The organism is Streptomyces sp. NPDC048600, from assembly GCF_055587025.1.
The window spans coordinates 217343-230543 of the sequence record NZ_JBVJGZ010000005.1; the positions used below are offsets into that span (position 1 = coordinate 217343).

Annotated in this window: 9 protein-coding genes; 6 read left to right on the top strand and 3 right to left on the bottom strand. The window is 74.0% G+C overall.

Features of this window, described 5'->3' with window-relative positions; all coding sequences use genetic code 11:
• Positions 1 to 146: 146 nt before the first annotated feature.
• Together ACZ6SQ_RS09060 and ACZ6SQ_RS09065 are read right to left on the bottom strand one after the other, a co-directional pair.
• Positions 147 to 2543, bottom strand: coding sequence for a SpoIIE family protein phosphatase (locus ACZ6SQ_RS09060; protein ID WP_469558330.1), 2397 nt, complete (start codon positions 2541 to 2543; stop codon positions 147 to 149).
• A gap of 167 nt (positions 2544 to 2710) precedes the next feature.
• The gene (locus ACZ6SQ_RS09065; RefSeq protein ID WP_469558333.1) at positions 2711 to 5521 is read right to left on the bottom strand and encodes an ATP-binding protein; all 2811 of its coding nucleotides are present in this window, start codon (positions 5519 to 5521) and stop codon (positions 2711 to 2713) included.
• 99 nt (positions 5522 to 5620) lie between these two features.
• Here ACZ6SQ_RS09065 and ACZ6SQ_RS09070 point away from each other — a divergent pair, with 99 nt between their 5' ends.
• The 5 genes from ACZ6SQ_RS09070 to ACZ6SQ_RS09090 all read left to right on the top strand — a co-directional run bounded on the left by ACZ6SQ_RS09070 (position 5621) and on the right by ACZ6SQ_RS09090 (position 11361).
• Positions 5621 to 6076, top strand: a complete 456-nt coding sequence (locus ACZ6SQ_RS09070) for a pyridoxamine 5'-phosphate oxidase family protein (RefSeq protein WP_469558335.1) — start codon at positions 5621 to 5623, stop codon at positions 6074 to 6076.
• 230 nt (positions 6077 to 6306) lie between these two features.
• Entirely contained in the window at positions 6307 to 8550 is a 2244-nt protein-coding gene (locus tag ACZ6SQ_RS09075; protein WP_469558337.1) for a glycoside hydrolase family 9 protein, read from the top strand.
• Between the two features lie 97 nt (positions 8551 to 8647).
• On the top strand, positions 8648 to 8893 hold the full coding sequence (locus ACZ6SQ_RS09080) for a hypothetical protein (protein ID WP_386380065.1): 246 nt from the start codon (positions 8648 to 8650) through the stop codon (positions 8891 to 8893).
• A 3-nt stretch (positions 8894 to 8896) separates the two neighbouring features.
• Entirely contained in the window at positions 8897 to 9274 is a 378-nt protein-coding gene (locus ACZ6SQ_RS09085) for a toxin Doc (protein WP_386380066.1), read from the top strand.
• A gap of 458 nt (positions 9275 to 9732) precedes the next feature.
• Positions 9733 to 11361: an RICIN domain-containing protein gene (locus ACZ6SQ_RS09090; protein ID WP_469558341.1), complete on the top strand. Its 1629-nt coding sequence runs from the start codon at positions 9733 to 9735 to the stop codon at positions 11359 to 11361.
• Between the two features lie 353 nt (positions 11362 to 11714).
• Here ACZ6SQ_RS09090 and ACZ6SQ_RS09095 read toward each other — a convergent pair whose 3' ends face one another.
• Complete coding sequence (locus tag ACZ6SQ_RS09095) at positions 11715 to 12236, bottom strand: hypothetical protein (RefSeq protein WP_469558343.1); 522 nt, start codon at positions 12234 to 12236, stop codon at positions 11715 to 11717.
• A 323-nt stretch (positions 12237 to 12559) separates the two neighbouring features.
• Here ACZ6SQ_RS09095 and ACZ6SQ_RS09100 point away from each other — a divergent pair, with 323 nt between their 5' ends.
• Positions 12560 to 12994: a subtilase-type protease inhibitor gene (locus ACZ6SQ_RS09100; protein WP_469558346.1), complete on the top strand. Its 435-nt coding sequence runs from the start codon at positions 12560 to 12562 to the stop codon at positions 12992 to 12994.
• Positions 12995 to 13201 lie beyond the last annotated feature (207 nt).

Sequence of the window (13201 nt, forward strand, 5' to 3'; positions counted from 1 at the left end):
GCGGTTCTGGTTTTGGGGGGTCCGCCGGGGGTCTGGGTTGGGGTGGGGAGCGGGTGCGGACCCCCCGAGACATGGCCCCCGGGGGCGTTCCCGCGGGATCTCCGCGGCGTCGCGGAGATCCATCAGAACGGCCCTGGCCGTCGGCGCTACGGCGTGATGCCCGGGGTGGCGTCCTCGTCCAGCACGCCGAGTTCCGCCCAGATCGTCTTGCCGTCGGCCGTGTGCCGGCTGCCCCAGCGCTGGGTGAGCTGGGCGACGAGCAGCAGGCCCCGGCCCCCCTCGTCCCAGGTCTTGGCCCGGCGCAGGTGCGGCGCGGTGTGGCTGGTGTCGGAGACCTCGCAGATGAGGGTGTCCGTGTCGTGGATGAGCCGCAGCCGGATCGGCCGGGCGCCGTAGCGGATGGCGTTGGTGACGAGCTCGCTGACCACCAGTTCGGCGGTGAACGACACCTCCTCCAGCCGCCAGGTCGCCAGCTGCTCGCCGACCTGCCTGCGGATCGGCGCGACCAGCGCGGGGTCGGCCGGGATGTCCCAGGTGGCGACGCGGCCCGCGGGCAGCCCCCGGGTGCCCGCCAGCAGCAGGGCGACGTCGTCGGCGATGCCGTCCGGCGGCAGCAGCGCGGCGAGGGCCCGGTCGCAGGTCGCGTCCAGGGACCCGGTGTGCCCGTCGAGCGCCTCGCGCAGCAGGCGCCTGCCGAGCTCGGCGTCCCGGTCGCGGGACCAGATCAGGCCGTTGGTGTAGAAGGCGAGCAGCGTGCCCTCGGGCAGATACAGCTCGGTGGACTCGAACGGCAGCCCGCCCACCCCGAGCGGCGGCCCCGCGGGCAGCTCCACCTCGTGCGCCGCGCCGCCGGGCTGGAGCATCACCGGCGCGGGATGCCCGGCCCGCGCCAGCGTGCACCTGCGCGACACCGGGTCGTACACCGCGTACACACAGGTGGCGCCCACCTCGCCGGGTCTGCCTGCCTCGCCGCCGCCGTCCTCCGAGAGCCGGACGACGAGATCGTCGAGATGGGTGAGCAGCTCGTCGGGGGCGAGGTCGATGTCGGCGAGCGTACGGACCGCGGTGCGCAGCCGCCCCATCGTGGCCGAGGCCTGCACCCCGTGCCCCACGACGTCGCCGACGACCATCGCCACCCGCATGCCCGACAGCGGTATGACGTCGAACCAGTCGCCGCCCACCCCGGCCCGCGCGGCCGGGAGATAGCGGGAGGCCGCGTCGACGGCGGCCGTGCGCGGCAGCCGGCGGGGGAGCAGGCTGCGCTGCAGGGCGAGGGCCGTCTCCCGCTCCCGCGAGAAGCGGCGGGCGTTGTCGATGCACACCGCCGCGCGTGCCGTGACCTCCTCGGCCAGCAGCACGTCGTCGGGGGTGAACGGGTCGGGCCGTCGGAAACGGGTGAGCACCGCGACGCCCAGCGTGGTGCCCCGGGCCTGGATGGGCACGGACATCGTGGAGTGGATGCCGTACTCCTGGACGCGTTCGCGGCGCGCCCGGGAGCGGGCCAGCCACTGGTCCAGGTTGCCGCCCGCCACCGAGGCGACGGTGGTGCGGCCCGCGACGAGCGAGTCGGCCTGCGGCGAGGAGGCCGGGTAGGTGTCGAACTCCCCGGGTTCGACGACGGCCTCGGGGCTGCCCGGGTTCACCGACTGATGGGCGATCCGGCGCAGCCCGACGGGCACGGTCACCCGGGTCGGCGGGTCGCCGCTCTGCTCGTCGGCGTCCAGCAGGTCGACACTGACGAAGTCGGCCAGCGCGGGTACGCACACGTCGGCCAGTTCCTGCGCCGTGCGGGCCACGTCGAGGGTGCTGCCGATCCGTACGCTCGCCTCGTTGACCAGCTGGAGCCGCTCACGGGCGAGGTAGCTGTCGGTGAAGTCGTGGGCCGCCATGCACACCCCGCGCACCCGGCCCGTGCCGTCCATGACCGGGGTCATCCGGGCCAGCCAGGCGTGCGCCTCCTCCTCGCCGCCGGTGCGCAGATACGTCTGGACATCGCGGGGCAGACCGCTGGAGAGCACCTCCAGCGCGTTCCTCTCCAGCTCCTCGCTCTGCGGTTTCCCGCCGATCTCGGACAGCCTGAGACCCCGGATCTCCTCCTGGGGCAGACCGAGGGTGCGGGCCATGGCGTCGTTGACCGAATGCAGCCGCAGATGCTCGTCGTACACGGCCAGCGCGCACGGGGTCTGGGCCAGCACCGACACCTCCAGCGGGTCGCCGGGCGGTCCCGCGGTGGGGCGCTCCAGAGGGGAGACGACGAGCCAGTGCGCCGGCCCGCTCTTCGGATGCCACTGATGGTGCACGAGCAGCCACACCACGACCGTACGGCCGTCGCGGTGGCGCAGGGGGACGGAGCCGTACCAGCGGTCGCTGCGGATCTGGGGGGCCACGTCGGCGACGAGGTCCCGGGCGGGCTTGCCCAGGATCTCGGCCTCGGTCCAGCCGAGCAGCCGTCGGGCTCCCTCGTTCCACGAGGCCAGCGTGCCGTCCTCGGCGATGACAACCCGGGCCGTCGCGGCCTCGTCGAACGGGTAGACCAGGCTCATCGTCGCAACTCCATCGCGCCCACTCTTGGTCAACGGGTGCGTCTCTTCCGTTCCAGCCTAGTGGTTCCGGCCGTTCCGGCGAACGGGGGCAGGGCGCGGCCGGGCCGGGTGGAAGGCGCGTGCCGGGCCGGAGCGGCTCGCGCGGCCGGCACGACTCGTAGCGTGCCTCAGCCGACCGGGCCCGCGCCAGGGCCGAGACCGAGTCCGGCCAGCGCGGACCGGCCCGCCGCCGGATGCGTGCCCCCGGCAAGCAGCAGGGTCCGAGCCGCCTGGTAGGGGCTGCCGGCCGCCTCCAGCGCGGCCCCGGCGGCGAGGAGCCGGGGCAGGTCGCCGGTCAGCAGCGCCTCGGCCCGGTCGACCTGGGCGGTGGCGACCGGGTTGCCCGCGACCGTCCCGCGCGCCGCGTCGATCCGGGACCTGGCCGAAGGGTCCCCGGCCAGCACGGCCGCCTCCGCGCGCACGGCCACGTACCAGTGCAGCCACACCCAGGACACCCACTTCCACACCTCCTCCGGCTCCGGGGCGACCCGCTCCAGGGCGGCGTCCGTGTCGCCCTCGTGCAGCAGGACGACGGCGTCGAGGACCGCGCCGTAGCCGTGCCGGTGCTCGGGGGCGTTGCCCGCGCGGCCGACGACGGCGAGCCAGGAGGAACGGGCGTCGTGGTCGCCGCGCAGACCGTGCACCGCCGCGACGGCCGCGGCGGCGGGCCCGAGGGAGAAGGACCTCGGCCGGCCGCTGCGTTCCCAGGCGTCCAGGAACCGCGCCCCGCCGGTGAGCACCTCCTCGCCGTGCCCGGCGAACGCGTCCGCGACCAGCAGCCACGACGTGGCGTGATGCCCCACCTCGGCGAGCAGCGGATGCTCCGCGAGCCGCCGTCCCCAGCGCCGGGCCTCGGGCAGCCGGCCCGTGCCCACGGCGGTCCCGGCGGCCATGGCGAGGGCGTCCATCAGCTCGTGCGCGGCGGCCGGTCCCGGCGGGGCCGAGGCCAGCACGTCGAGGCGCTGCCGTGCGGCGGACGCGGCGCCGAACGGGTCGCCGTCCCAGCTCCGGGCGCCGGACAGCGCGTCCAGCGCGGCCGACTCGGCCACCGGGTCGCCCGTGCGGCGGGCGAGCCGGACCGCCAGCCCGGCCTGCTCGACCGTCTCGCTCACGGTGTTGTCGGTGTCGCCCTGGACCGAACCGAACGCGTCGGTCACCACCGCGGCCACGGCCAGCTCCACGGCCGCCTCCGCCTCCGGATCGGCGCCGGACAGCTCACGCGCCCGCGTCAGCAGCGCCGTCACCTCGTCCCGTGCCGGGACCTGGGCGAACGTGCTGGAGAAGCGGTACGCGACGGTGGCGGCCGCCGCCAGATCGCGGCCCGCGCCCGCGGTGTCCCCGGCCGTCCGAGCGGCCTCGGCGGCGGCGCGCAGAAGCCGCAGCATGTCGTCCCCGAGCCTGCGGCACCCGGCGACCGCGGCGGCCTGCCGCAGCGACTCGGCCCGCTCCCGTGCGCCGCCCGCGGTCCCCGCCTCGTCGCCCGTCAGCTGGGCCGCCTGCTCGTACCGTTCCTGCGCCTCGCCGAGCAGGGTCCGGGTGAAGGCGAGCCCGGCCAGGGAGAGGGCGAGGCGACGGGCCTCGGCGCGGTGGTCCGGGTGCGTGGCGGCCCAGGCGAGCGCGGAGCGCAGATCGTCCGCCACGGCGTCGAAGCGGGCCCGCCAGTCCGGTCCCTCGCCCTCCCCGAGCGCGGTCGCGGCGGCCAGGCACCAGGCCGTGTGCCGGGACCGGACGCCGTCGCGCTCCCCGGTCTCGTCGAGCCGGTGCCCGCCGTACTGCCGGATGGTCTCCAGCGCCTGGTAGCGGGTGCCGTCCCCGGCCGACGTCACCACCAGCAGGCTCTGCTCGGCGAGCCGGGCCAGCCCCTCGGCGACCCGGGCCCGCTCCAGCGGGGCGAAGCTGGCCACCTCCGCCGCCGCGTCCGCAGAGAACGGCACCACGAACACCGACACCCGGCGCAGCAGCGCCCGGTCCTCGGGCGCCAGCAGCTCGTGACTCCAGTCCAGCACCGCGCGCACCGACCGGTGCCGGTCGTCGGCCCGGGAGCCGCCGGACAGGACGCGCAACTGGTCCGAGAGACCGGCCGTGAGTCCGTCGAGCCCGAGCGAGGGCAGCCGGGCCGCCGCCAGCTCGATGGCCAGTGCCATGCCACCGAGCCGGTCGCACAGGGCCACGACCCGTTCCCGTGCCGCCGGGCCGGGCGACCGGCCGACCGCCGCCGCCCGCTCCAGGAACAGCGCGACCGCGTCCGACCCGTCGACGCCGTCGCTGGACAGCGGCGGCACCGGGAAGACCCGCTCGAACGGCACCGTCAGCCGGGCCCGCGAGGTCAGCAGCACCCGTAGCCGCGGGCAGGACGCCAGCAGTCGTTCCACGAAGGGCGCCACGCCTTCGCGCACCTGCTCGCAGTTGTCCAGCACGAGCAGTGCCCGCCGGTCCTCGAGCGCCGCCGCGGCGGCCTCGTCGATGCCGCGTCCGGGCTGCTCGCCCACGCCGAGGGCGGCTGCGACGGCCGCGCCCACCCGGGCGGGATCGGTGACCGGGACCAGGTCGACGAACCACACCCCGTCCGCGAACTCGCGGGCCAGGTCCGCCGCCACCGCCAGCGCCAGCCGTGTCTTGCCCACCCCGCCCGGACCCACGGCGGTCACCTGGCGGTGCGCCCTCAGCGCCGCGGCCAACTCCGCGCGCTCGCGCGTCCGTCCGACGAACGCGGTCAGCGGCGCGGGCAGGGCGGGCGCCGTGAGCGACCGCCGCTCACCCGCCCGACGGGACAGCGCCCTGCGGTCCGGGAGTTCCAACTTCCGGAGCAGTGAGGAGACATGGGACTCGACGGTGCGCACGGAGATGAACAACCGCGCGGCGATCTCGGCGTTGCTCAGATGCTCGCCGAGCAGCGTGAGGACTTCGGCTTCCCGGGCGGAGACGGCAGGCGTGGACATTCGATCATTATCCGTGGCGTCTTTCCGTGGTCGCCACGGAGGCGGCAACGACCTTTGCGGAGAGAGGCTTTGAGCACGAGCCCGGCCGAAGGAGGACCCATGAGCAACGCCGCACCCCGCACCCGTGACCAGCGCCGCCGTGACACCGAGCACCGCCTCGCCCACGACGTCGACGTCTGGGTGGCGACCGCCTCCGTGGACGGAGTACCGCACCTGGTCCCGCTGTCCTTCGACTGGGACGGCGAGGCGCTGCTGCTCGCCACCCCGGCCGACAGCCCCACCGGCACCAACCTGGCCACCGCAGGGGTCGCCCGGCTGAGCCTCGGTCACACCCGCGACGTGTCCATGATCGAGGGCGAGGCGGAGGTGCTGCCCCTCGACGCCCTGCCGTCCGAGCGGGGCGACCGCTTCGCCGCCCGGACCGGGTTCGACCCGCGCACCCTGACCACGCCGTACCGCTGGTTCCGGGTCACCCCGCGCCGGGTGCAGGCCTGGCGGGAGGTCGAGGAGATGACCGGCCGTGAGCTGATGCGCGACGGCCGCTGGCTGGTCTGAGCGGCGGCGGGAGGCCCGGGCGGCGGGGCGCCGTCCGGGCGCCGGGGCGGCGGACGCGATGACGCGTCGTCCCCCGGCCCGGACGGCGCAGGCCCGACGCCTCATCGTGTCCGCACGGTTGACGGGGTGTCATGCCAGCCACAAGCATGTGCCCGACCGTACTTTTGGGAGCGCTCCCATCGCTGCCGAGCCCCACCGCACCTCCTCGACGTGACTCAAGGAGCCGAGCCGTGATCCGACGCAGAACAGCCCTGTTGCCCCTCACCGCGCTGCTGGCCACCGCCCTCACCGCCCTGCCCGCGCCGTCCGCCGCGGCCGAGGAGGCCGAACAGCTCAGGAACGGCACCTTCGACACCGTGACCGAACCCTGGTGGGCCTCGGCCGACGTCACCGCAGGACTGTCGGACGGACGTCTGTGCGCCGACGTGCCCGGCGGGACCGCCAACCCCTGGGACGCCGCCGTCGGCCAGAACGACGTGACCCTCGTGAAGGGCGAGACCTACCGGTTCTCCTTCAGCGCCACCGGCACCCCCGAGGGCCATGCGGTGCGCGCGATCGTGGGACTGTCGACCGCGCCGTACGACACCTGGTTCGAGGTGACGCCGCAGCTGAGCGTCTCCGGGAACTCCTACGCGTACACCTTCACCTCGCCCGTGGACACCCCGCAGGCGCAGGTCGCCTTCCAGGTCGGCGGCGGCGCGGAGCCCTGGCGGTTCTGCATGGACGACGTCTCGCTGCTGGGCGGCGTACCCCCGGAGGTGTACGAGCCGGACACCGGGCCACGGGTGCGGGTGAACCAGGCCGGCTATCTGCCCGCCGGGCCCAAGAACGCCACGCTCGTCACCGACGCGACTGCGCGGCTGCCCTGGGAGCTCAAGGACGCCGCCGGAGCGGTGGTGGCGCAGGGCTGGACCGTGCCGCGCGGGACGGACGCCTCCTCCGGGCAGAACGTCCACTCGATCGACTTCGGCGCCTACCGCCGGGCGGGCCAGGACCTCACCCTCGTCGCCGACGGCGAGGCCAGCCGCCCCTTCGACCTGGGCACGGCCGCCTACCGGCAGCTGCGGACGGACGCGCTGAAGTACTACTACACCCAGCGCAGCGGCATCGAGATCCGCGACGACCTGCGCCCCGGCTACGCCCGCCCGGCCGGACACGTCGGCACGGCACCGAACCAGGGCGACACCGCCGTGCCCTGCCGGCCCGGCGTGTGCGACTACACCCTCGACGTCACGGGCGGCTGGTACGACGCCGGCGACCACGGCAAGTACGTCGTCAACGGCGGCATCTCCACCTGGGAGCTGCTCAGCACCTACGAACGCGCCGGGCTGGCCCGGACCGGCGAGCGGGCACCCCTCGGCGACGGCTCGCTCACCGTCCCCGAGAGCGGCAACAAGGTCCCCGACATCCTCGACGAGGCGCGCTGGGAACTGGAGTTCCTGCTGAAGATGCAGGTGCCGGACGGGCAGCCGCTGGCCGGCATGGCCCACCACAAGATCCACGACGAGCAGTGGACGGGCCTGCCGCTGATGCCGCACGCCGACCCGCAGAAGCGTGAACTGCACCCGCCCTCCACCGCCGCGACCCTCAACCTCGCCGCGACCGCGGCCCAGGCGGCGCGCCTGTACAAGCCCTACGACGCCCGCTTCGCGGCCGAGGCCCTGTCGGCCGCGCGCAAGGCATGGGCCGCCGCGCTCGCGCACCCCGACCGCTACGCCTCGGAGAGCGACGGCATCGGCGGCGGCACCTACGCCGACTCGAACGTCACCGACGAGTTCTACTGGGCGGCGGCGGAGCTCTATCTCAGCACCGGCGAGAAGCAGTTCGCCGACCACGTCCTCGCCTCGCCCGTGCACACCGCCGACCTGTTCGGCCCGCTCGGCTTCGACTGGGCCCGCACCGGGGCGGCCGGCCGCCTGGACCTGGCGCTCGTGCCGAGCAGGCTGCCCGGCCGGGACAAGGTGCGCCAGTCGGTGGTGCGGGGCGCCGATCGCTATCTGGCCACGCTCCGGGCGCATCCGTACGGCATGCCGTACGCCCCGGACGGCAACATCTACGACTGGGGCTCCAACCACCAGGTCCTCAACAACGCGGTCGTGCTGGCCACCGCGTACGACCTCACCGGTGCGGCCAAGTACCGTGACGGCGCGCTCCAGGCCATGGACTACGTCCTCGGCCGCAACGCGCTGAACCTGTCGTACGTGACCGGTTACGGCGAGGTCAGCTCCCGCAACCAGCACGCCCGCTGGTACGCCCGTCAGCTCGACGCGAGCCAGCCGAGTCCGCCGCGCGGCACCCTCGCGGGCGGGCCCAACTCCAGCATCCAGGACCCGTTCGCACAGAGCAGGCTCCAGGGCTGCGTAGGCCAGTTCTGCTACATCGACGACATCCAGTCGTGGTCGACGAACGAGCACACCGTCAACTGGAACGCGGCCCTGGCCCGGATGGCGTCCTTCGTCGCCGACCAGACCTGACCGGACCGCCCGGCCGCACACCGCGCACGGTACCGTCTCGGAACGCTTCTGACCTGGGTCTATTTACGGTCGAGTACCCGAGCGGTACCGTGTCGTCATGCCAGCCCTCAATGTGGAGTTCAGCGAGCGCGAGCTGGAGGACCTGCGGCAGATCGCCAAGGAGCGCGGTACGTCGATGAAGGCCCTCGTCCGTGAGGCCGCCGCGGCCGACATCGCCCGGCACCGCGCGCTCAAGGAGGGGGCGGAGGCGTTCCGCCGCTTCTTCTCCTCCCACGCCGACGAGTTCGCCGCGGCCTTCCCCGAGGACGAGGTGCCCGCCGGGGGCGCGCGGCGGGGCGTCTGAGTCATGACGCCCGTCGTCCACATCGACGTGCCCTGGCTGCTCCAGCGCCATGAGGAAGTGCTGCCCGAGCAGCCCACGATCAACGACTTCTCCGCGCTGGTCGCCGCCGTCGCCCGGCACCGGGTGGACCCGCCCCGGCTGGGCGTCGACTCCGACCCCGCCTGGCGCGCCGCCGCCCTGCTGCACACCATCGCCCTGCTCAAGCCGCTGCCCGCGGCCAACGCGCGCTTCGCCTGCGCGACCGCGGTGGCCTACATGTTCGTCAGCGGCGTCGGCATCGACCCGCCGTACGGGACGCTGGTCGACCTCGCCCGCGATCTGATCGACGGCAAGACGGACGTCTACGGGGCCGCCGACCGGCTGCGTTCCTGGCAGATATGAGGAGCCGGGCGCCCTTCGCGGCGGTGGGCCGCCGGTCCCGTGGAGGCCACCGCTCCCGGCCGGTCGCTCGGGGCCGCCGGCCGAGGGCGGGAGAAACGGGGCCGGCGGCCGTTTCGCACGGGAGAGCCGCCGTCCCGCGCGGGGCCTGCCGAGTAGGCCGGTACCCAGTCCACTCCTCGTCCCCGGCGGCCGGGAGCGTGCGCGGCCGGCCGGCGCGTGCGTCCCTTTCACACGGGGCGCTCGGAATGGCGAAAAGCAGTGCGATTCGGTGAGCGTATGCCGTACGTAAGTCCTGGGGAAAACGCGTCCTGACTTTCTTTCAGTGATACGGATGTTCCCCAAGTGCCTTGTTGGCCCTGAGTTCGCTGTGCAAGGGTGAAGCGCCCGGTGTCCGGGCTCTTTTTTCAGTCGGCCGAACTCCTCGTGCGTCGCATACGCGTGGGAAGGAATCCGTTTCAGTGCCACCCACCCCCCACCCTCCCCGTCCGCCCTACCCGCCGCCCGGCGCGTTTCCCGGAGAATCCGACGAGTTGCTCGCCGGACGTCTGCGGGGCAGCCCGGACGACGACGTCTCCCGTTCCACCGCCCTGCTGATCGCGCGACACTGGCGACCCGCGTACGAGTACGCGGCCATCTGTCTCGCGGACTCGGGGCCGGCCGCCGCCATGGTCACCGGCGCGGCCGTCCATCAGCTCCTCGACCGTCTGACGCTCGGCGAACCCGGCGTCGTCCTGCGCCCCCGGCTGCTCGTCGCCGTACGGGACACCGTGCGGCTGTGGGCCACCGAGGAACGGATATCCGCCGTTCTGCCGGGACTTCGCAAACCCGCCGGCGGCCGCGGCATGCGCACGGCCTCGCCGGGGCCGCCGGAAAACCGCCGGCTCACCGAACGCGCATTCCTGGCCCTGCCGCCGGTCGACCAGTGCCTGCTGTGGCACACCGAGGTCGAGGCGGAAGCCGTCGGCGTTCCCGCGGCGCTGCTCGGCATGGACGCCGAAGTCGCCGCGGCGGCCGTCGAACAGGCGCGTGAAAAACTCCGGGAGGGATTGGTCCGTACCCATCGTGAACTCTCCCCGACAAACGAATGCCGTTTCCACAACCGCCTTCTGGACATCCCGATCCGGCGCGGCGGGTCGTTGCTCCCGGATGTGCGCAAGCATCTCGCGGAGTGCCGCTACTGCCGTGCGGCGGCGGAGCAGCTGAGCCATTTCGAGGGCGGCCTGGGCGATCTTCTCGCCGAGGCCGTGCTCGGCTGGGGCGCCCACCGCTACGTCGAGTCCCGCCCGGGGCGCGGCCGGCAGGTTCCCCGCCGGCGCGACGCCACCCGGCGCGACGCCGCCCGGCACGGTGCCGGCCGGACCCGCTCCGGGGCCGCCCGGCACCGGGTGCTGTCCCGCGCGCAGGGCCCCGGCGGCCGCCGTGCGGCTCCCGGTGACGGGCGCTCACCGCGCGCCCTGCTCACCGGAGTCGGGCTCGCGTCCGCGGGCATCCTGGCGATCCTGCTCGGGGCCGGGCTGTGGGGGAGCGGCGGCGGCACCGAGCCGATGGCCTCCACCGGCGCGAGCGGCAGCGATCCGTCGGGCGACGGTTCCCCGGACCCGTCGGGCGCGCCCACCTCGCCCGACAGCGCGGGTCTCTCCGCGCCCGGCCGCTCCGGCCTGCTCAACGCGGGCGCGGGTCTCTGCCTCGACGTCGAGGGAGAGGCGCGGGCGGGTGCCGGGGTCGGGCTGGCGGACTGTTCCGCCGCCCGCACCCAGCTGTGGTCCTACGCCGCGGACGGGCTGCTGCGCAGTGTGACGGAGCCGGGGCTGTGCCTGGACTCGCACATGGACGCGGGCGTGGCCATCCTCGCGGTCTGCGCCGACCGCGGCTCTCTGCGCGGGGACGACGTCCGTTACGAGCTCACCGACGCGGGTGAGTTCGTGCCGCTCTGGGACAAGCGGCTGGCTCTGGCCGCGACGACCGGTGACGCGGGTGCCGACATCGTCGTCAAGGTCCGTGACGGCTCGTCGGCCCAGCGGTGGCTTCCGGCTCCTCGTCAGGCTCCCGCCACGGCGTCGGTCCGTTCGGCGGGCATGACGCGCTGACGCACGGCCCTGCGGGGCGCGGGGCTTGTGCGTGCCCTGGTGCCGGGCTTGGTGTTCGTGGCCCGGTGCCGGTCGGTGTGTGGCTGGTCGCGCAGTTCCCCGCGCCCCTGAGGGCGGTCGTGTTGTCGGTGTTTTCGGGGTGGGGGGCTGCGTGGCCCGCGCACGGCGGCTGTTGTGCGGGCTTGGTGTTCGTGGCCGGGTGCCGGGTGGGTGTGTGGCTGGTCGCGCAGTTCCCCGCGCCCCTGAGGGCGGTCGTGTTGTCGGCGTCTTTGGGGTCAGGTTCCCCGCGCCCCTGACCGTGGTGGCAGTGCCGGCGTCTTCTCGGTGGGGTTCCCTGTGCTCCTGGGGGCGCCTCAGGGGGTGTCCGGGCCTCGGTCGCGGACTTCCTGGACGTGTTCCAGGGAGTCGCGGAGTTCTGTGAGCCAGTCGTCGGTGTGGCGGCGGACCAGGCGTACGCACCAGGCGAGGGCGTCGCTGCGGCTGCGGGCCACGCCGGCGGCGACCAGCGTGTCGAGCACCTGACGCTCGCTCTGCCGCAGGCGTGTCATCACCGGTACGGCGAGGTGCGTGAACAGCACCCGCTCCTCACCGCACTCGACACCCCAGGCCACCTTCCGGCGGAACCGGTGCTCCGCCTCCCGGGCGACCGCCATCCGGTCCTCCCTGGTGCGCTCCCGGAACTCCTCGATGCGGCCCTGGACGGCGGCCTCCCGCTCCGCGGGCGAGGCGCCCTCGCCCAGCCGGGGTTCCGGGACCCGCCCGATGACGGTGATCTCCTCGCGGTCGACCGAGACCTCGGTCAGCTCCTCGAAGAGGCCGTCGGGCAGACGGCCGGCGAACCAGCCGCGCAGTTCCTCGTGCTGCTTCGTAATCATGTAATGACGATTACTCGCGGCTTCCATGAACACAAGGGGTCCCGGAGGGGTCTTTCGGAGATGGATCCGGAATGTTTCCAGCCGATTACCTAGAGTAAAAAAACCGGTCATTCGGCCACTCCAGATGATCATCGAGCGGACGAATCGGGGTTTGGAACGCTCGATTCCGTGACTTCACGCCACTGTTTCAACACGCAAGGTTACCGAAACCCGTGGGTTCGATGTGTCATCCGGCTGCGTCCCCGGCAGAGTGGCGCTCGCCGGTTCGAGCCCGAACCCGGGACCCGTCCGGCATCTCCGAATCGAGCGGAAGGATGCACACAATGCGGAACACCGCGCGCTGGGCAGCAGTCCTCGGCCTCACCGCCGGCGCCCTCGCCGGGCCCCTGACCGGGGCCGGCCAAGCCTCCCCCGGCAGCGCACCTGCGTCGCTGTACGCCCCGTCGGCCCTCGTGCTCACGGTGGGCCACGGCGAGACGGCGCTCAGCGTCACCCCGGAAAGGGCCGTCACGCTCACCTGCGCGCCGACGGCCTCCGGCACCCATCCGGCGGCCGCCCCGGCCTGCTCCGACCTGCGCGCGGCAGGTGGCGACCTCAGCGCGCTGCGCAGCATCGAGGGCGTGATGTGTACCCGGCAATGGGACCCGGTGGTGATCACCGTGGACGGCGTCTGGCAAGGACAGCGCGTCTCCTACGAGCGCACCTTCGCCAACGACTGCGTGAAGGCCTCCTACGGCTCGGGAGTCTTCGCGTTCTAGACCGGGGACCGCACGGAACGCGTGACACGCGACCGGACCCGCGGATGGGGAGTGCGGGCACGGGAGCGGGATTCCTTGCGGTACCCGCACCGGGGACCGGGGGGGGGGGGGGGGGGGGCGGGGGGGGGGGCCAGATTTTTTGTTCTCTCGCCGACCCCAACCCCCCCTTGCCCTGGGGGGGGGGGGGCGGCTCCCGCACTCCCTGCG